This window comes from Variovorax sp. BGA-UO-ETr-C22, assembly GCF_059567965.1.
The window spans coordinates 501,726-519,789 of the sequence record NZ_JCAQPA010000010.1 but is presented as its reverse complement, the minus strand read 5'-3'; the positions used below and the strand labels follow the sequence as shown (position 1 = coordinate 519,789).

Here is an 18,064-nt window from a genome sequence, read left to right as displayed (position 1 = left end):
AATTCGCATTCTATTGTCAAGAAAGTCGCGGTCCACGGGTTTTCCAGCACACGGGGGCGAAGCGTTGCAAAACCGCCGCGGTCGCCGTCGCGAGCCGGGCTACGATGCCGCCCGCACGCCCTTGCGTGCGCTGACAGGCCCCATGCTCAAGCTCCTCGCCTCGTTGTTTCCCGCGCTGCGCGGCCCGGCGCTGGTGCTGGTCGTGCTGGTGCTCACCGGCTGCGCCGGCCTGCCGCCGCGCCTGCCCGATGGGCCGCCCTCGATCGCCATTCCCGCTTCGGCCGCCACCCCGCTCGGCCATGCCGCCGCCAGCCTCGATTCGCCGCCCGACGGCCTGTCGAGCATGCGGCCGCTGATCGAGGCCTCGTTCGCGCTCGATGCGCGGCTGGAGCTCATCCGCCGCGCCCGGGCCTCGCTCGACGTGCAGACCTACCAGCTCGGCAACGACAAGACCGGCCGCCTGCTGCTGCGCGAACTGCGCGACGCCGCCCGGCGCGGCGTGCGCGTGCGGCTGCTGCTCGACGACTTCTACACCGCCGGCATGGACCGCCTGCTGCTCGGGCTGGCCGCCGAGCCGAACGCGCAGGTTCGGCTGTTCAACCCTTTCGTGAACGCGCGCGATCACTCGTCGCTGCGCTGGCTGGAGTTCTTCGGCGATTTCCGGCGGCTCAACCACCGCATGCACAACAAGCTGTTCATCGCCGACGGGGCCATGGCCATCGCCGGCGGGCGCAACCTCGCGGACGAGTACTTCCTGCGCAGCGAGAGCGCCAACTTCATCGACTTCGAGCTGCTGCTGGCCGGCCCTGTGGTGCCGCAGTCGGCCGGGATCTTCGACGCCTACTGGAACAGCGACGTGGTCTACCCGCTGCAGCGCATGGCCGGCACCACGCTCACGCCCGACGAGCTCAAGGCCGCCTTCGACGCCGCGACCTCGCCCGCCTTCGCGCCGCTGCCCGATCCGCTGGCCGCCACCGACCTGCTGGGCGACCTGCCACTGGGCGCGCAGCTGGACAACATCGGCGAGACGCGCTGGATCCGCGCCGAGGCCGCCGCCACCGCCGACAGCCCGAACAAGGCCCTGGGCACGATGGCGCGCCCGCAGGAGTCGCTGGCCCAGCGCTTCCACGAGATGCTGGGCGCCGCGAAGTCGAACGTGGTGGTGATCTCGCCCTACTTCATTCCCGGCGACGAGGGCATGGAGCGCATCCGCATGGGCCGCGACCACGGCCTGAGCATCACCGTGGTCACCAACTCGCTGGCCGACAGCGACGAGCCGCTGGTGAACATCAACTACAACCGCTACCGCGTCGACATGCTCAAGCTGGGCGTGAACCTGTACGAGGTGAGCACGCAGCAGCTCAAGCGCAGCGGCCAGTTCCGCAGCCTGCTCAAGAAGGCGCGCGGTCGCCTGCACGCCAAGCTGGCGCTGGTCGACCGCCAATGGGTGCTGCTGGGCTCGATGAACCTCGACCCGCGCTCGGCCCTGCTGAACACCGAGTTCGGCGTGCGCGTGCGCAGCTTCGAGCTGACGCAGGCGCTGCTCTTCGCCTACCAGCTGGACGACATGGAAGGCGTGTACCGCGTCGTGCTCAAGCCCGACGGCCAGAACGTGCAATGGATCGGCACCGGCGACGTGCACAACGAGGTGCTCGACAGCGAGCCCGACTCCAGCATGCTCACGCGCCTACAGCTGCTGCTGTTCTCGTGGTTCGTGCCGACCGACCAGCTGTGAGCGGCGAGCGGGCGGCCCCGCGTCGCATCCTTGCCACAAATGCAAACGCCTCGCATTTAGCTCTTTAGAATTCAGCCCGCCGCGTCCAGCGGCCGTCATGGCGTCCCGCCACGGAGCTTCTTCCGTCCGCGCTGCGCCATTGCCTCACCCAGACATTTCCAGTTCAAGGCAGGGCACGACAACGCCCTTCGTCTCTCGCGACGAAGGGCGTTGTCGCGTACGGCTGCCCCTGCGCGGCGCCGCCCTCCAAGAACAAGCACAACCGGACAACATGAAGCCCTCCTCTCGCACAGCCACCCGCACCGCCACCCCCTCGCGCCCGCTGTGGCCCCTTTCGCTGCTGGCCGGCGCCGCCCTCGCGTCGCTGTCGGGCGTCGCGCTGGCACAGACCGCCGCCTCGACCCTGAAGGAAGTCACCGTCAGCGCCGAGGACGACAAGGGCTACGCCCCCGCCGCCGCCAGCACCGCCACCAAGGGCAGCGCGCCGCTGCGCGACGTGCCGCAGGCCGTCAACGTGCTGCCCGAGCAGCTGCTGCGCGACCAGGGCGCCGTGTCGATGCAGGACGCCCTGCGCAACGTGCCGGGCGTGAGCTTCAACCACGGCGACGGCCAGCGCGACCAGGTCGTGATCCGCGGCTTCAGCGGCATCTCCGACTGGTTCGTGGACGGCGTGCGCGACGACGCGCTGTACTTCCGCGACCTCTCGGACACCGAGCGCATCGAAGTGCTCAAGGGCCCGGCCGCCGTGCTCTACGGCCGCGGCTCCTCGGGCGGCCTGATCAACCGCGTGACCAAGAAGCCCGTGTTCGAACGCCGCTTCGGCGAGGTCTCGCTGGGCCTGGGCAGCCACCACTACACGCGCAGCACGATCGACCTGAACACGCCCATCGGCGAGAACATGGCCTTCCGCCTGAACGTGGCGGGCGAGCAGTCGGACAGCTACCGCGACCAGCAGTTCACCGACCGCCACAACATCGCGCCCTCGCTGGCGATCAAGTTCAGCCCGCAGACCGACCTGCTGCTGCAGTACACGAACCTGCGCGACCAGCGCCTCACCGACTTCGGCATTCCGGCGCTCAACGGCCGCCCGGTCGACGTGCCCATCGGCGCCTACTACGGCTCGGCGCACGGCAAGCGCGACGACACCGTGACCAGCAAGGTGCAGACCTTCACCGCCACGCTGAACCACCGCTTCAGCGACGCGCTGAGCCTGCGCAACACCACGCGCTATGCGAGCTACCACCTGGACCGCAACAACACGCTGCCCAGCGGCACCACCGACCCGGTGCGCCTGACGGTGGGCCGCACGCGCGGCATCGTCGACCGCGACGAGAGCGGCTGGTTCAACCAGACCGACCTGACCTGGCGCAACGACCTGGGCGGTTTCAAGCAGGAGTGGCTGGTGGGCGCCGAGTTCGGCGTGCAGCGCAAGCGCCTCTTCAGCGTGTCTTCCGCCACAGGAGCGCAACGCGTGAACCTGTTCAGCCCGGTGGCGGACCCGCTGCCGATCCCGCTGGCCACCTACCTCGCCGACGGCGCGATCCCGAGTAACAGCGAGTTCAAGACCGCGGCCGTGTATTTCCAGGACCAGATCACGCTGGCGCCGCACTGGAAGGCGCTGATCGGCGGGCGCTACGACGTGTTCAAGCAGGACACCAGCTTCGAGCGCAAGCTCGCGCCGCTGGAACGCACCGACCGCAAGTTCAGCCCGCGCGCCGGCGTGGTGTGGCAGCCCGACACGGTGCAGTCGTACTACGTGTCGTACAGCCGCTCGTTCCAGCCCTCGGGCGAGAACTTCGCGCTGTCCACCGGCAACATCGACAACGCGCCCGAGATCACCGTCAACAAGGAAATCGGTGCCAAGTTCGACCTGCTCGACGGCGGCCTGAACCTCACGACCGCGCTGTTCAACCTGGAGCGCTCGGGCATCAAGAACACCGACCCGAACAACCCGCGCCGCCAGATCAACGTCGGCACGCAGCGCACCAACGGCCTGGAGCTTGCGCTCAACGGCCGCCTGCCGGGCCGCTGGGACGTGAGCGCGGGCTATGCCTACCTCGACGCGAAGATGACGAAGTCGCTCGCCACCGTGAGCTCGCTGCAGCTGCCCGTGGGCGCGGCGATCCCGGTGCAGGGCAAGACCGCCGCGCTCACGCCGCGCCACTCGGCCTTCGTGTGGGCCATGAAGGACCTGGGCCACGGCTTCAGCGCCGGCGGCGGCCTGAACTACGTCAGCGCGCGCTATGCCTCGCTGAGCAACCTCGTCACGCTGCCCTCGTACCTGACCGCCGACCTCGCGGCCAATTACAAGACCGAGCGCTACGAGATCGCGCTGAACCTGAAGAACATCGCGAACCGCAAGTACTACGTGTCGGCCCACGGCAGCGTGGACAACCTGATCCTGCCGGGACCGGGGCGCGAGGTGCAGCTGACGCTGCGCGCCAAGTTCTGAGAAGGCCTCAGGTCGCCGCCGCCGTCCTTCGCCGCTGCAGCCAGGTGACCCACCAGGCGCCCGCCGTGCACAGCACCAGGTAGACGACGGCGACCAGGATGTAGACCTCGACCACGCGCCCGTCGCGTTGTCCCACCTTGCTGGCGGCGCCGAGAAAGTCGTTCAGGCTGATCACGTAGACCAGCGAGGTGTCCTTGAGCAGCGCGATGGTCTGGTTGATGAGCGAGGGCGTCATGTTGCGAAAGGCCTGCGGCAGGATCACGTGCCGCATGGCCTGCCCCGGCGACATCCCCAGCGACTGCGCCGCCTGCATCTGGCCGGCGCGCACGCTGCCGATGCCGGCGCGGATGATCTCGCAGTAGTAGGCGGACTCCGCGAGCACGAAGGCCACGAGCGCGGCATAGATCGGCCCGACGCCGAGGTTCGGGTCGCCGGTCACGGCGCGCAGCACCACCGGCATCAGGAAGTAGATCCACAGGATCGTGAGGATCAGCGGGATCGAGCGGAACAGGTTCACGTACCCCGCCACGAGCGCCGCCACCGGCCGCGGCGCGAAGATCCGCGTGATCGCCAGCAAGGTCCCCAGGCCGATGCCCGCGGCCATGGAGGCCGCCACCAGCAAGGCGGTCATCTGCAGGCCCTGCAGCAGGTAGGGCCAGGCGCGCTGCAGGGCGACCCAATCGAAGTCGTAGCCCATCACGCGGCACCCAGCAGGCCGGGCACGCGCACCCGGTGTTCGATGCGGCGCATCAGCACGATCACGCCGTAGGTGATCGCCATGTAGATGAGCGTCGCCACGATGAAGGCCTCGAAGGGATGGGCGCTGAACTCGCTGAGCTGGCGCGTCTGCCCGGTGAGCTCCATGAGCCCGATCGTCAGCGCGACGGCCGAGTTCTTGAACACGTTCAGGAAGTCCGAGGTCAGTGGCGGGATGACGATGCGCAGGGCCTGCGGCAGGACCACGTAGCGGTAGGCCGCCACGGTTCCCAGGCCCATCGCCATGGCCGCCTGCTTCTGGCTGCGCGGCACCGACTCGATGCCCGCGCGCACCTGCTCGGCCGCCTTCGCCGCCGTGTAGAGCGTGAGGCCCACCAGCACGGTGAGGAACTGGTTCGCGGTCGGGTTCATCTGCTTGATCGCATGGCCCCAGGCGGTCGGCAACAGCTCGGGCACCACGAAGTACCAGAGAAACAGCTGCACCAGCAGCGGCGTGTTGCGAAAGCAGTGGATGTACACCGCCGACAGCGTGCGCGCCGTCCGGTGGGGCAGCGTCCGGGCCACGCCGGCGATCAGGCCCAGGCCCAATGCCAGCGTCCAGGCCAGCAGCGACAGCGCGACCGTCCACAGCAACCCGCGCACCAGCATCAGGCCGTACAGGCCCTCCCCCGTGACCGAGGGTTTGAAGAAGATCAACCAATCCCAGGTGTAGTGCATCGCGAAAGGTGCCGGGAGGCGGTTCGGTTCGTGAAGGGGTCGCCGCGCCCGCGCCTTACAGCGGCTGGTCGCTCGGATGGCGCACGAGCTCCTGCATGTCGGGCGACATCGGGAAGTTGACCGTCACGCTGCCCTTCACCGCGATGGGCTTGAGGAAGTACTTCTCGTACAACGCGGTGAACTCGCCCGATCGCATCATCCCGGTGATCACGCCGTCGACAAGCTTCTTGAACGCCGCGTCGCCCTTGCGCAGCATGCAGCCGTAGGCCTCCTTCTGCTGCGGCACGCCGACCACCTCCCAGTCCGCCGGGTTCCTGGCGCGGGCGATGTTGCTGAAGAGAATGATGTCGTCCTGCGTCGCGGCCACCGCGCGCCCCGTCTCCACGGTCAGGAAGTTCTCGTTGATGTCCTTGGCCAGGATGATCTGGATGCCCCACTTGTTCTTCTCGTTGAGCTGCCGCAGCATGCGCTCCGCCGTGGTGCCCGCGCTGACCACGACGTTCTTGCCGACGAGGTCGGCCCAGTGCTTGATGCCGGAGTTCTTGCGCACCAGCAGGCGCGCGCCCACGACGAAGAAGGTCGTCGAGAACGACACCTGGTTCTGCCGCTCGGCGTTGTTGGTGGTCGAGCTGCACTCCAGGTCGACCGTCTGGTTGGCCACCAGCGGAATGCGCGTCTGCGGCGTGACTTCCAGGGTCTTGACCTCCAGCCGGGCGAGCTGCAGGTCCTTCTTCACCTGGGCGACCACGCGCTGCGAAATTTCCCAGGCGAAGCCGGCCTGCTTGTTGTGGTCGTCCAGGTAGTTGAACGGGATCGAGGCGCCGCGCGTGGCCACGGTGATCGCCCCGGTGTCCTTGATCTTCTTGAGCGTGCCGTCCAGCGGCGATGCGGTCTGCGCGGCAACGCTTGCGCACAGCGCGAGGCCGGTCATGGCGAGGAAGGAACGGGTCAATGCGGCGTGAAGGGTCGGCTTGAAAGTCATCGCAGGCTCCAGGTGTCGGGGATCAGAGATCGAAACGCGTGGCGCAGGCGTCCAGCGCGCCCAGCAGCTCGTCGCGCAGGGCCTGGGGGTCGTCCAGGCCGATCGACAGGCGGATGACCGGCCCTTCGACGTCGCAGAAATTGCGCCTGGCGAGTTCCTCCGCCGGGTAGAAGGCCGCGATGCTGCGCACGCCGCCCCAGCTGGCGCCGATGGCAAAGCGCTTCAGGCCTGCGAACAGCGTCCGGTAGGCGTCGTAGGGGCAGTCCACGAGCTGCAGCGACATCACGCAGCCAGGCTGCGCGAAATCGCGCGCCCACAGCGCATGGTCCGGCGCGCCGGGCAGCGCCGGAAAGAGCATGCGGCGCACGAGGCGGTGCGCGGCGAGTTGCCCGGCGATCAGGCGCGCGCTGGTGGCCTGGCGCTCCATGCGCACCTGCATCGTGTCCAGGCCCCGGGCCACCAGGAAGCAGTCTTCCGGGCTCACGGCCAGCCCCATCAGCGACTGCAGGCCGCGCAAGGACCGGTACAGGCCTTCGTCCTGGGTGGTGACGCTGCCCATCAGCACGTCCGAATGCCCGCCCATGTACTTCGTGCATGCGTGAACGCACAGGTCGACGCCGTGCGCCAGCGCGGCAAAGCCCAGCGGGCTGGCCCAAGTGTTGTCGATGGCGGTCAGCACGCCACGGGCCCGCGCCACGGCGGTGATCGCCGGCACGTCCTCCACCTCCATCGTCACCGTGCCGGGCGACTCCAGCCAGATGAGCCGCGTGTTCGGGCGCACGAGGCGCTCGATGCCCGCGCCGATGCGCGGCACATAGAACTCGACCTCGATGCCCAGTGCCTGCAGCCGCTCGACGGCGAAGGACTTGGCCAGGCCGTAGGCGGCATCGGTCATCAAGAGGTGGTCGCCCTGCTTGAGCAGTGCGAGCAGCACGCCGCAGATGGCCGCCTGTCCGGAAGGAAAGACGATGCCGTGCGCGGCGCCGTCCAGCTCGGCGATGCGCGCCTCGAGGGCGCGCTGCGTCGGCGTGCCCGTCGTGCCGTAGCTGAAGCCGTCCGGCAGGCGGGTGCGGCGATGCACGAAATCGTCGAGCGAGTCGAAGACGACCGTGGAGGCGCGCCACACCGGCGGCGCCAGGCTGGCGAAGGCGGCGTCTGCAGAGGACGTGCCGGGATGGGAAATGGAAGGGTTCACGATGGACGTCAGTTCGCGGGGGCCGATTCGATGAGCTGCAGCGCATGCTTCATCTGCTCGACGGCCATGGTTTCGAGATCGGTGTAGACCTTCATCTCCACGCCCAGGCGGGTGAAGGTTTCGCGGGCGGTGGCGATCCGGGCCGGGTCCTGGGTCTTCGGGTTGGCCAGCGCCGCCTCGAGGCGCTTGTACTCGCTGGTGAGCAAGGCCGGCTGCTCGCCGAGGGCACGCAGGCCGGCGTTGGTCATCGAACGGATGCGCAGCAGCATCTTCACGTCCGACTGCTCCATCTCGCCCTGCGCCCGCTCCAGCGCCAGCCTGGCGGCCACCGCCTGCGGGCTGTCTGGCTTGCGGGTGGCCGCAAGGGTCTGGAACCTGGCGACGTCGCTGGAAAAATCGTGCGCCCATGCGGGCGCCGCACACGCCAGGACCGTCACTGCAAGCGCTGTTCGAAGGTTCATCTCGCGTCTTTCGGGAAGTGGCTGAAGACACCAACTCTAGGACGCTGGAGATAATCCGGATCGCGCCCGAAATTCTTTCTCCATAAGCGGTTGTTATATGTTGCTCCGAGAGATCGAGGTGTTCCGTTCCGTGATGTCCGTGGGCTCCGCGAGCAAGGCGGCCGCACTCCTGGGCGTGACGCAGCCGGCCATCAGCCAGTCGCTGCGCAGGCTGGAGGAAGCTGCGGGCTTTCCCCTGTTCCGCCGGCTGCGCGGCCGCCTGCACCCCACGCCCGAAGCGCAGGCGCTGCTGACCGAGGTCGAGCGCGTCTTCGTGGGCCTGAGCAGCATCGAGCACCGCATGCGCAGCCTCAAGCGCTTCGGCGTCAACACGCTGCGCATGGCGGTGTATCCGGCCTTCGGCCTGAGCTTCGTGCCACGGGTGCTGTCGCGGCTGGTGGCCGAGCGCGGCGACGCCGATGCCCGCCCGCAGATTTCGCTGCAGGTGCTCAGCTCGCGGGAGGTGCACGAGGCCGTGCTGGGGCGCCAGGTCGACTTCGGGCTGATGGCCGACGAAATGCCGACGACCGGCCTGGAGCACTCCGAATTCGCGCGCTTTCCGGGCGTGGTGGTGATGCATGCCAAGCACCGGCTGGCCCGCGCCAGGACCATCCAGCCGCATCAACTCGCCGAAGAGCCCTTCCTCGCGCTCAACCCGGAAGATGCGTCCCGGCGCCGCCTGGAGCGGGCGCTGGCGGACTGCAACGTCGCATTGAGCGTGCTGGTCGAGACCCCGTACGCGGCCAGCGTGTGCGAGATGGCCCTGAGCGGCATGGGCATCGGTGTCGTCAACCCGGTCACCGCGCTGGAGTACGCGCAGCGCGGCCTGGCCGTGCGCCCGCTGTCGCTGGAGGTGTCCTTCGCGGGCATGCTGGTGCTGCCGCCGGGACAGCCGCTGTCCGGCCTGGCGGTGCGCGTGCTCCAGCTCATGCGCATCCAGCTGGCCGAAGACCAGAAGGCCCTGGCGGGCCTTCTCAAGCCTCGCGCCAGGTAGCGCCGCGCAGGCGCAAGGCATTGGTGATCACCGACGCCGAACTCAGGCTCATCGCCAGCGCCGCGATCATCGGCGACAGCAGCCAGCCCGTGAACGGGAACAGCACGCCCGCGGCCAGCGGCACGCCCAGGGCGTTGTAGAGGAAGGCGAAGCCCAGGTTCTGCTTCATGTTGGCGATGGTCTGCTCGGAGATGACGCGCGCCTGCGCGATGCCGCGCAGGTCGCCCTTGACCAGCGTCACCTGGGCGCTGTTCATCGCGACATCGGTGCCGGTGCCCATCGCCACGCCCACGTCGGCCTTGGCGAGCGCGGGCGCGTCGTTGATGCCGTCGCCGGCCATCGCGACGATGCGGCCCTCGCGCTGCAGCCTGTCGACCAGCGCGAGCTTGTCGGCGGGCTTCACTTCGCCGTGCACCTCGTCGATGCCCAGCTTCGCGGCGACGGCGCGGGCGGTGGTCAGCCCGTCGCCCGTGGCCATGATGACGCGCAGGCCCGAAGCCTTGAGCGCGGCCAGCGCCTCCAGCGTGGTGGGCTTGATCGGGTCCGACACCGCGAGCAGGCCGGCGGCCTGGCCGTCCACCGCCAGGAACATGACGCTCGCGCCCTCGGCCCGCAGCGCCTCGGCCTGCGGCTTGAGTGCGTCGACCCGCACGCGCAGCTGTTCCATGAGCGCCGTGTTGCCGAGCGCCAGCTTCCTGCCGGCCACGGCGCCGCTCACGCCGATGCCGCTGCTGGATTCGAAACCCTCGGGCGTGTCCAGCGCCAGCTGGCGCTCGCGCGCCGCCCGCACGATGGCGTCGGCCAGCGGGTGCTCGCTGCCCTGGTCCAGGCTGGCGGCCAGGCGCAGCACCTCGTCGGCGGTGAAGCCGGGCGCAGGCACCGCGCGCTCGAACTGCGGCCGGCCTTCGGTCAGGGTGCCGGTCTTGTCGACGATGAGCGCATCGACCTTGCGGAAGTTCTCGATCGCCGCGGCATCGCGGAACAGCACGCCCTGCGTGGCCGCCTTGCCGGTGGCCACCATGATCGACATCGGCGTCGCAAGGCCGAGCGCACAGGGGCAGGCAATGATGAGCACCGCCACGGCATTGATGAGGCCGTAGACCCAGCTGGGCTGCGGCCCGAAGAACCCCCAGGCGAAGAAGGTCAGCACCGCGATGGCGATCACCGTCATCACGAAGTAGCCGGCGACCTGGTCGGCCATCCGCTGCATCGGCGCGCGCGAGCGCTGGGCCTGCGCGACCATCTGCACGATGCTCGCGAGCACGGTCTGCGAGCCGACCTTTTCCGATTGCATGACGAGGGCGCCGTTGGTGTTGAGCGTCGCGCCGATGAGCTTGTCGCCCACGCGCTTGGTCACGGGCAGCGGTTCGCCGGTGAGCATCGACTCGTCGACCGCGCTGCCGCCTTCGATCACCACGCCGTCCACCGGCACCTTCTCTCCGGGGCGCACGCGCAGCTTGTCGCCGACATGCACATGGCCGATGGGCACGTCTTCCTCGGTGCCGTCGGCGCCGATCCGGCGCGCCGTCTTGGGCGCGAGCCCCAGCAGCGACTTGATGGCCGCGGAGGTTTGCGAGCGCGCCTTGAGCTCAAGGATCTGGCCCAGCAAGGTGAGCGAGATGATCACCGCGGCCGCCTCGAAGTAGACCGACACGCGCCCCATCGACACGAACGATGCGGGGAACACGCCGGGCGCCACCGTGGCCACGACGCTGTAGACAAAGGCGGCGGCCGTGCCCAGGCCGATCAGGGTCCACATGTTCGGGCTGCGGTTCGCCACCGACTGCACCGCGCGCACAAAGAACGGCCACCCGGCCCACAGCACGATCGGCATGCTGAGCACGAGCTCGATCCAGCTTTGCGTGCCCATCTCGAACCACTGCAGGCGGTGGCCGGCCATGGCGAGCACGGTGACGACAACGCTGAGCGGCAGTGTCCAGAAGAAGCGCCGCTTGAAGTCTTTCAGCTCGGGGTCTTCGCCCTCGTCGAGGGTCGGCATCTCGGGCTCCAGCGTCATGCCGCACTTGGGGCAGTTGCCCGGGTGGTCCTGCCGGATCTCCGGGTGCATGGGGCAGGTGTAGACCGTGCCTTGCGCGGCGGGCTGCGCAGGGTCCGCGGGCGCATGCCCGTGCGATGCGTGGTGATCGTGGTGGTCGTGATGACCGGGGGGGTGTCCTGCGTGCCTGGTGGACGTGTCGTTCATTCGCGTTCTCCGACAGGAAAGGGGGAAGCCCTTGAGGGGGAAGCGATCAGTGTCCAGGTTGACACGATGTGAAGGTCAAGCCCTGTCGCGCGATCCCCTGGAAGAAAAAGCGCCGGCATGGCGGCCGGCGCGTGAAAGACGCGCGCGCATCACGCTCACTTGCCGGCCTTGCCCACCAGCACCGCGCCCTTCATTCCGGCGTCGTAGTGGCCCGGTTGCAGGCAGCCGAAGTCGACCTTGCCGGCCTGGGTGAACTGCCAGACGATCTCGCCGGTCTTGCCCGCGGCCAGCGTGACCATGTTCGGATCGGCGTGCTCCATCTCCGGGTTCTTCTTCATGGCCTCGTAGTGCGCCAGCAGCGCCTTCTCGGTCCCGAGCACGAGCTCGTGCTTCAGGACGCCGGAGTTCTTGACGACGAAGCGCACCGTCTCCCCCTGCTTGACCTTGATGTCCGCCGGCGTGAAGCGCATCGAGTCCGTCATGTCGACCTGGACCGTGCGCGTCACCTTGGCGGCCACGCCGGGCTTGCCGACGGCGGCTTCGGCATCGTGGCCGTGGCCGTGGCCACCTGCATGGGTGCCCGAAGCAAAGGCGCCGGCAGCGGCCAGTGCGGCTCCTGCGGCGAAGACGGTGTTGCGGAAGGTGTGTGTCATGGTGTCCTTGGAGGTTGCCGGGATGCCGCGACTCTAGGAAGCCAAGCCCATCCACCACCGATCACCCGGATTACAAAAAAGCAATCTGCGCGCGCGACCTACGTGCATCGGCGACATGGGCACGGCCTTATTTTGTCCGGGCAAAATACCTCAAAGCTCCACGACCGAAGGCACCCGGCCACCCGGTGTTTCCCCGGAAAAGCACGGCGGTGCCAAACGGCGGCAAGGGCGCCGCCCTTGAAAGGTCATCGAATGCCCTTATGATTAGCACTCGCTGCTGACGAGTGCTAACAGCCCTCCCATCCAGTCGACAGGTCGCCGGTTTCTCCGGCGCCCGACCACAAACAAACCCGTTTCTTACCCTTCCAGGAGATGCAATGAAACTTCGTCCTTTGGCCGATCGCGTGATCGTCAAGCGTGTTGACAGCGAAACCAAGACCGCCTCCGGCATCGTCATCCCCGACGCAGCCGCCGAAAAGCCCGATCAGGGCGAAGTCCTGGCCGTGGGCCCGGGCAAGCGCAACGACAAGGGCGAACTGGCCGCACTGACCGTCAAGGTCGGCGACCGCGTCCTGTTCGGCAAGTACAGCGGCCAGACCGTCAAGGTCGATGGCGACGAACTGCTCGTGATGAAGGAAGACGACCTGTTCGCAGTCGTCGAGAAGTAATTCTTCTCCTCCCTTTCGATCTCATCCAAATTCAATCCATTCGGAGTTAATTCATCATGGCAGCAAAAGACGTAGTCTTCGGCGGAGAAGCCCGCGCACGCATGGTCGAGGGTGTCAACATCCTGGCCAACGCAGTCAAAGTGACCCTGGGCCCCAAGGGCCGCAACGTGGTGCTCGAGCGTTCGTTCGGCGCCCCCACCGTGACCAAGGACGGTGTGTCCGTGGCCAAGGAAATCGAACTCAAGGACAAGCTGCAGAACATGGGCGCCCAGCTCGTGAAGGAAGTGGCCTCCAAGACCAGCGACAACGCTGGTGACGGCACCACGACCGCCACGGTCCTGGCCCAAGCCATCGTTCGCGAAGGTTTCAAGCTGGTGGCTGCCGGCATGAACCCGATGGACCTGAAGCGCGGCATCGACAAGGCTGTCACGGCCCTGGTCGCTGAGCTGAAGAAGGCTTCCAAGCCCACCACCACCTCCAAGGAAATCGCGCAAGTCGGCTCCATCTCGGCCAACAGCGACGAAACCATCGGCAAGCTCATCGCTGACGCGATGGACAAGGTCGGCAAGGAAGGCGTGATCACCGTGGAAGACGGCAAGTCGCTGGACAGCGAACTCGACGTCGTCGAAGGCATGCAGTTCGACCGCGGCTACCTGTCGCCCTACTTCATCAACAACCCCGAGAAGCAATCGGCGCTGCTCGACAACCCCTTCGTGCTGCTGTTCGACAAGAAGATCAGCAACATCCGTGACCTGCTGCCGGTGCTGGAGCAAGTCGCCAAGGCGGGCCGTCCGCTGCTGATCATTGCCGAAGAAGTCGAAGGCGAAGCCCTGGCGACCCTGGTCGTGAACACGATCCGCGGCATCCTGAAGGTCGTGGCTGTGAAGGCACCTGGCTTCGGCGACCGCCGCAAGGCCATGCTGGAAGACATCGCCATCCTGACGGGCGGCAAGGTCATCGCTGAAGAAGTGGGCCTGACGCTCGAAAAGGTGACGCTGGCCGACCTGGGTCAAGCCAAGCGCATCGAAGTGGGCAAGGAAAACACGATCATCATCGACGGCGCTGGCGCTGCTGGTGACATCGAAGCCCGCGTGAAGCAAGTTCGCGTTCAGATCGAAGAAGCGACCAGCGACTACGACCGTGAAAAGCTGCAAGAGCGCGTGGCCAAGCTGGCCGGCGGCGTGGCAGTGATCAAGGTTGGCGCTGCCACCGAAGTCGAAATGAAGGAAAAGAAGGCTCGCGTCGAAGACGCCCTGCACGCCACCCGCGCTGCAGTGGAAGAAGGCGTTGTGGCTGGCGGCGGCGTGGCACTGCTGCGTGCCAAGCAAGCCGTGGGCGAGTCGGTCAAGGGCGACAACGCTGACCAGGAAGCCGGCATCAAGCTGGTGCTGAAGGCCATCGAAGCCCCCCTGCGCGAAATCGTGAACAACGCCGGCGGCGAAGCCTCGGTGGTGGTGAACGCTGTGCTGGCCGGCAAGGGCAACTACGGCTTCAACGCTGCGAACGACACGTACGGCGACATGCTCGAGCTGGGCATCCTGGACCCGACGAAGGTCACCCGCACCGCACTGCAGAACGCCGCTTCGGTGTCCTCGCTGCTGCTGACGACCGAAGCCATGGTTGCTGACGCACCCAAGGACGAGTCCGGCGCCGGCGGCGGCGGCATGCCCGACATGGGTGGCATGGGCGGCATGGGCGGCATGGGCATGTAATGCCCGGCTGAGCTCTGCTCACCAAAGTAAAAAGGGCCGCGCAAGCGGCCCTTTTTCTTTGTGCGGAAGGTTCAGCGGAACTGGTCGCGCAGCGCCATGTAGAGCACCTGGAAGCGCGCATGCCGCGTCTTGTGTGCGCCAGCGCCTTCGGATGATGGCGTCAGCGTCTGCTTCACCGGCGGCAGCGTGCACACCTCGGCGACCTCGCCCCCATCGGCCAGCCACGCCAGCCGCGCCGCACCGAGCGCCCCGCCCGTTTCGCTGCCCGCATACAGCGTCAGCGGCACCTGGAAGATGTCGGCCAGCAACTGCCCCCACCACACACTGCGCGCACCGCCCCCCACCAGCGCGACTTCACGCAAAGGCATGTCGGCCGGCAGGCGCAGCGTGTCGAAGCCATCGCGCAAACCGAAGCTCACGCCCTCGACCACGGCATAGGCGATCTCCGCGGGGCCGTGCGCATGCGTGAGGCCGAACAGCACCCCTTGCGCATTCGGGTTGTTGTGCGGCGAGCGCTCGCCCGACAGGTACGGCAGGAACAGCGGGCAGCGCGCCCGGTCCGCCAACGCAACCGACGCAGCCGCTTCGAGCAACGCCGCCTCGTCCGCGAACTTGAAGGTCTTCGCCGCCCAGCTCACCGCGCTCGCGGCCGAGAGCATCACCGACATCTGGTGCCAGCGCCTGGGCAGCGCGTGGCAGAAGGCGTGCATCGCCTGCGCGGGGTTCGGCAAAAAGCGGTCGGTCGAGACGAACACCACGCCCGAGGTGCCGAGCGAGACGAAGCCCTGCCCCGGCTCCACGAGCCCCATGCCGACCGCGCTGGCGGCGTTATCGCCCGCGCCGCCGGCGATCTTCACGCCCTCGCGCAATCCCCAGCGCGCCGCCAGTTCCGGCTTGAGCAGTGCGGAGACTTCGCTGCCTTCCACGAGCCGCGGCATGTGATCGCGCGTGAGCCCCGTGGCGGCGAGCAGTTCGTCGGACCAGTCGCGCGCGCCCACGTCGAGCCAGAGCGTGCCGGCCGCGTCGGACATCTCGCTGACCGCTTCGCCGCTGAGCATGAAGCGCAGCCAGTCCTTGGGCAGCAGCACGCGCGCCACGCGGACGAAGACCTCGGGCTCGTGCTCGCGCACCCACAGCAGCTTGGGCGCGGTGAAGCCGGGCATCGCGAGGTTGCCCGCGATCTCGCCCAGGCGCGGCACGGCGCGCGTGAGCGCCTCGCACTGCGCACCGCTGCGGCCGTCGTTCCAGAGGATGGCCGGGCGCAGCACCTCGCCCACCGCGTCGAGCAGCGTGGCGCCGTGCATCTGGCCCGACAAGCCGATGGCGCGCACCTGCAGCAGCGCCTCGGCGTGCGTGGTGCGCAGCTCGGCCATGACCGCCTCGAGCGCCTGCCACCACTGGGCAGGCGCCTGCTCGGACCACAGCGGGTGCGGCCGGTCGACCGTGAGCGGCGCGCGTGCCACGCCGACGATGCGGTGATCGTCCGCGAGCAGCAATGCCTTGAGCTCGGACGTGCCGAGGTCGAGTCCCAGATACAAGATGGTCTCCCTGATGGCGCCTTCGGAGCGGGCGCGTTCGCCTTGAAAGAAGTCAGCCGAAGCGCGTGTCGGCCTGGCGCCTGAACTCGCTCGGCGTCATGCCCTTGATTTCGAGAAAGCGCCGGTTGAAGTTCGCCACGTTGTTGAAGCCCACCTGGTAGCAGATGTCGGTCACGTAGTGGTCGGTCTGCATCAGCAGGTGGCAGGCGCTGTTGATGCGCACGCGGTTCACGAAGTCGGTGAAGCTGTTGCCCGTCGAACGGCGGAAGAAGCGGCTGAAGCGGCTCTCGCTCATGCCCAGCTCGGCGGCCACGTCCGACATCGAGATCGAGTCGGTCATGTTGTTGGTGATGCGGTTCACGATGTCGTTGATCTGGTCGACCTGCGCATCGCCGTCGCTGCCCTGCACGCCCTGCATCTGCACGCTCGACAGCAGCCGGTAGTCGGTGCACTGCGCCAGGTCGGCCATGAACTCGCAGAACAGGCCCAGGCGGCGCACGCCGCGCGCGGCCTTGATGGCATCCCAGTGCGCCAGCGCCTGCGCCGACATGCCGAAGAACTCGATGCCGTGGCGCGCGCGATCGAGCAGCGGCATCACGTCGCGCAGCTCGGGAATCTCGGCGGCCGCGCGCTCGATGGGCTCGTGGCGAAACTGGATCACGCGGTCGCGCCCGGCGGCGCCTTCTTCGGGCACGTCCAGCGAGATCCAGTTGTGCGGCAGGCGCGGCCCGCACAGCACGAGGTGGCCGGGCTGGAACGGCCCGATCCAGTCGCCGATGAAGGCCTTGCCCGAGGTCTCGGTGATCAGGTGCAGCTCGTAGTCTTCATGGAAGTGCCATCGCACCAGCGGGCTCGGAAAGCCGTGCGCGAGGCAGCGCACCAGGCCGGTTTCTTCCGGGGCCTCGTAGCCCAGCGACGGGGAGCGCGCGAAGTCGCGCTCCAGTTCGGGTTGGCGTTGACGAGGGATCGCGCGTTTGCGGGTGGTCGTGGTCATGGCGGCACGGATCGATCAGGGCCGGGAAGCGACGGCCTCGTTGTCTTCCTGCGAAAGCGCCGTGCGAACAGCTTCCAGCGTCGGTGGATCGGCGCCCTCGCGGGTGCAGTTCAGGGCCGCGGCGGTGGCGGCAAAGCGCATCACAGCGCGCCAGGCGTCGTCGCCGAGCTCGGCCAGTTGCGCCGGGTGCTCGACGCCATGCGCCAGCAGCGCCACCGACAGCCCGGCGGTGAAGGTGTCGCCCGCGCCGATGGTGTCGACCACCTCGACGCGCGGCGCGGCCACGGTGAGCGGCGCGCTGCCGGTGCGCCACAGCGTGGCGCCGGCACCGCCGCGCGTGACGACCACGGCGCGCGCGCCGGCCGTGAGGCATTCGGCCGCGAGCACATCGACCGGCCGTCCGGGGGCGAGCAGCGCGGCGTCTTCGTCGCTGAGCTTGACCAGGTCGGCCATGGCGAACCACTCGGTGACGCGGGCGCGGTAAGCGGCCATGTCCGGGATCAGGCTGGGCCGCACGTTGGGGTCGAACACGATCACGCAGCGCCCCGTGTGGGCGGCCACGAGGTCGGCGATGCGCGACGACGCCGGCTCCTGCAGCAGCGAGATCGAGCCGAAGTGCAGGAAGCGGCATTCCGCGGGCAGCTGCGGCAGCGGCTCGGGCGCCCAGGTGGCGTCGGCGCTGCCCCGTGTGTAGAAGGCGTAGCGGTTGGTCTGCGGCGTGCGCTCCACGAACGCCAGCGTCGACGGCGCGTCGCTGCGCAAAATGAGCCGGGTGTCGACGCCGTTGCGTTCGAGAAAGGCCATCAGCCGCTCGCCGAACAGGTCGGTGGACAGCTGCGTGAGAAAGCCGGTCGGCTGCCCGAGCCGCGCACAGGCCACGGCCGTGTTCAGCGGCGAACCGCCTTCGTGGCCGAGGAACGCCAGGGCGGCGCCTTCGCCGGCGGTGAAATCGATCAGGGCCTCGCCCGTGAGTGCAATGCGCATGGTGCTTGGATTTTCTTCTT

15 protein-coding genes are annotated in these 18,064 nt (G+C 68.1%); 5 read left to right on the top strand and 10 right to left on the bottom strand.

The genetic code is table 11. The features are described 5' to 3' along the window. The first annotated feature begins 142 nt into the window (after positions 1-142). A complete protein-coding gene (locus AC57B8_RS15825; RefSeq protein ID WP_496480094.1) occupies positions 143-1,735 on the top strand; it encodes a phospholipase D family protein in 1,593 nt (530 codons plus the stop codon). Between the two features lie 271 nt (positions 1,736-2,006). Beyond that, positions 2,007-4,187 (top strand): TonB-dependent receptor, encoded by a 2,181-nt coding sequence (locus tag AC57B8_RS15820; RefSeq protein WP_496480093.1) that lies wholly within the window; start codon positions 2,007-2,009, stop codon positions 4,185-4,187. 7 nt (positions 4,188-4,194) lie between these two features. Here the strand turns inward: AC57B8_RS15820 and AC57B8_RS15815 are convergent, their stop codons facing one another. Genes AC57B8_RS15815 through AC57B8_RS15795 form a run of 5 tightly spaced genes read right to left on the bottom strand, consistent with a single transcriptional unit; the run spans position 4,195 to position 8,259 of the window. After that, the gene (locus AC57B8_RS15815) at positions 4,195-4,884 is read right to left on the bottom strand and encodes an amino acid ABC transporter permease (RefSeq protein WP_095948311.1); all 690 of its coding nucleotides are present in this window, start codon (positions 4,882-4,884) and stop codon (positions 4,195-4,197) included. Continuing rightward, on the bottom strand, positions 4,884-5,621 hold the full coding sequence (locus AC57B8_RS15810; protein WP_493196036.1) for an ABC transporter permease subunit: 738 nt from the start codon (positions 5,619-5,621) through the stop codon (positions 4,884-4,886). The genes AC57B8_RS15815 and AC57B8_RS15810 overlap by 1 nt, the downstream gene beginning before the upstream one ends. A gap of 55 nt (positions 5,622-5,676) precedes the next feature. Beyond that, positions 5,677-6,603, bottom strand: coding sequence for a transporter substrate-binding domain-containing protein (locus tag AC57B8_RS15805; RefSeq protein WP_496480092.1), 927 nt, complete (start codon positions 6,601-6,603; stop codon positions 5,677-5,679). A 22-nt stretch (positions 6,604-6,625) separates the two neighbouring features. Beyond that, positions 6,626-7,798, bottom strand: a complete 1,173-nt coding sequence (locus AC57B8_RS15800; protein ID WP_496480091.1) for a trans-sulfuration enzyme family protein — start codon at positions 7,796-7,798, stop codon at positions 6,626-6,628. An 8-nt stretch (positions 7,799-7,806) separates the two neighbouring features. Further along, entirely contained in the window at positions 7,807-8,259 is a 453-nt protein-coding gene (locus AC57B8_RS15795) for a hypothetical protein (protein WP_492734049.1), read from the bottom strand. Between the two features lie 97 nt (positions 8,260-8,356). On the opposite strand from AC57B8_RS15795, the gene AC57B8_RS15790 reads away from it, so the two are divergent. Beyond that, complete coding sequence (locus AC57B8_RS15790; RefSeq protein ID WP_447741337.1) at positions 8,357-9,292, top strand: LysR substrate-binding domain-containing protein; 936 nt, start codon at positions 8,357-8,359, stop codon at positions 9,290-9,292. On the opposite strand, the gene AC57B8_RS15785 is transcribed toward AC57B8_RS15790, so the two are convergent. Together AC57B8_RS15785 and AC57B8_RS15780 are read right to left on the bottom strand one after the other, a co-directional pair. Beyond that, positions 9,273-11,495 carry a copper-transporting P-type ATPase gene (locus AC57B8_RS15785; RefSeq protein WP_496480090.1) on the bottom strand — a complete coding sequence of 741 codons (2,223 nt, stop codon included), beginning with the start codon at positions 11,493-11,495 and terminating at the stop codon, positions 9,273-9,275. The genes AC57B8_RS15790 and AC57B8_RS15785 overlap by 20 nt on opposite strands. A 155-nt stretch (positions 11,496-11,650) precedes the next feature. After that, on the bottom strand, positions 11,651-12,148 hold the full coding sequence (locus AC57B8_RS15780; RefSeq protein WP_495266011.1) for a plastocyanin/azurin family copper-binding protein: 498 nt from the start codon (positions 12,146-12,148) through the stop codon (positions 11,651-11,653). Positions 12,149-12,525: 377 nt separating this feature from the next. Between AC57B8_RS15780 and AC57B8_RS15775 the strand changes: the two genes are divergently transcribed. Both AC57B8_RS15775 and groL read left to right on the top strand, forming a co-directional pair. Then, entirely contained in the window at positions 12,526-12,816 is a 291-nt protein-coding gene (locus AC57B8_RS15775) for a co-chaperone GroES (RefSeq protein ID WP_056572926.1), read from the top strand. Positions 12,817-12,872: 56 nt separating this feature from the next. Continuing rightward, a complete protein-coding gene (gene groL / locus AC57B8_RS15770; RefSeq protein WP_042579049.1) occupies positions 12,873-14,528 on the top strand; it encodes a chaperonin GroEL in 1,656 nt (551 codons plus the stop codon). Between the two features lie 71 nt (positions 14,529-14,599). Here the strand turns inward: groL and xylB are convergent, their stop codons facing one another. From xylB to AC57B8_RS15755, 3 genes are read right to left on the bottom strand one after another with little or no spacing between them, the layout of a single operon-like run. Continuing rightward, a complete protein-coding gene (gene xylB, locus AC57B8_RS15765) occupies positions 14,600-16,066 on the bottom strand; it encodes a xylulokinase (RefSeq protein WP_496480089.1) in 1,467 nt (488 codons plus the stop codon). Positions 16,067-16,118: 52 nt separating this feature from the next. Beyond that, the gene (locus AC57B8_RS15760) at positions 16,119-17,060 is read right to left on the bottom strand and encodes an AraC family transcriptional regulator (RefSeq protein ID WP_062471853.1); all 942 of its coding nucleotides are present in this window, start codon (positions 17,058-17,060) and stop codon (positions 16,119-16,121) included. Between the two features lie 15 nt (positions 17,061-17,075). Then, the gene (locus AC57B8_RS15755; RefSeq protein ID WP_496480088.1) at positions 17,076-18,044 is read right to left on the bottom strand and encodes a carbohydrate kinase family protein; all 969 of its coding nucleotides are present in this window, start codon (positions 18,042-18,044) and stop codon (positions 17,076-17,078) included. Between the last annotated feature and the right edge of the window lie 20 nt (positions 18,045-18,064).

What these genes read in the sequence shown, in the direction of transcription:
- AC57B8_RS15825 (WP_496480094.1), top strand. Translation starts at nt 143, where the DNA reads ATGCTCAAGCTCCTCGCCTCGTTGTTTCCCGCGCTGCGCGGCCCGGCG.
- AC57B8_RS15820 (WP_496480093.1), top strand. Translation starts at nt 2,007, where the DNA reads ATGAAGCCCTCCTCTCGCACAGCCACCCGCACCGCCACCCCCTCGCGC.
- AC57B8_RS15815 (WP_095948311.1), bottom strand. Translation starts at nt 4,884, where the DNA reads ATGGGCTACGACTTCGATTGGGTCGCCCTGCAGCGCGCCTGGCCCTAC.
- AC57B8_RS15810 (WP_493196036.1), bottom strand. Translation starts at nt 5,621, where the DNA reads ATGCACTACACCTGGGATTGGTTGATCTTCTTCAAACCCTCGGTCACG.
- AC57B8_RS15805 (WP_496480092.1), bottom strand. Translation starts at nt 6,603, where the DNA reads ATGACTTTCAAGCCGACCCTTCACGCCGCATTGACCCGTTCCTTCCTC.
- AC57B8_RS15795 (WP_492734049.1), bottom strand. Translation starts at nt 8,259, where the DNA reads ATGAACCTTCGAACAGCGCTTGCAGTGACGGTCCTGGCGTGTGCGGCG.
- AC57B8_RS15790 (WP_447741337.1), top strand. Translation starts at nt 8,357, where the DNA reads ATGTTGCTCCGAGAGATCGAGGTGTTCCGTTCCGTGATGTCCGTGGGC.
- AC57B8_RS15785 (WP_496480090.1), bottom strand. Translation starts at nt 11,495, where the DNA reads ATGAACGACACGTCCACCAGGCACGCAGGACACCCCCCCGGTCATCAC.
- AC57B8_RS15780 (WP_495266011.1), bottom strand. Translation starts at nt 12,148, where the DNA reads ATGACACACACCTTCCGCAACACCGTCTTCGCCGCAGGAGCCGCACTG.
- AC57B8_RS15775 (WP_056572926.1), top strand. Translation starts at nt 12,526, where the DNA reads ATGAAACTTCGTCCTTTGGCCGATCGCGTGATCGTCAAGCGTGTTGAC.
- groL (WP_042579049.1), top strand. Translation starts at nt 12,873, where the DNA reads ATGGCAGCAAAAGACGTAGTCTTCGGCGGAGAAGCCCGCGCACGCATG.
- AC57B8_RS15760 (WP_062471853.1), bottom strand. Translation starts at nt 17,060, where the DNA reads ATGACCACGACCACCCGCAAACGCGCGATCCCTCGTCAACGCCAACCC.
- AC57B8_RS15755 (WP_496480088.1), bottom strand. Translation starts at nt 18,044, where the DNA reads ATGCGCATTGCACTCACGGGCGAGGCCCTGATCGATTTCACCGCCGGC.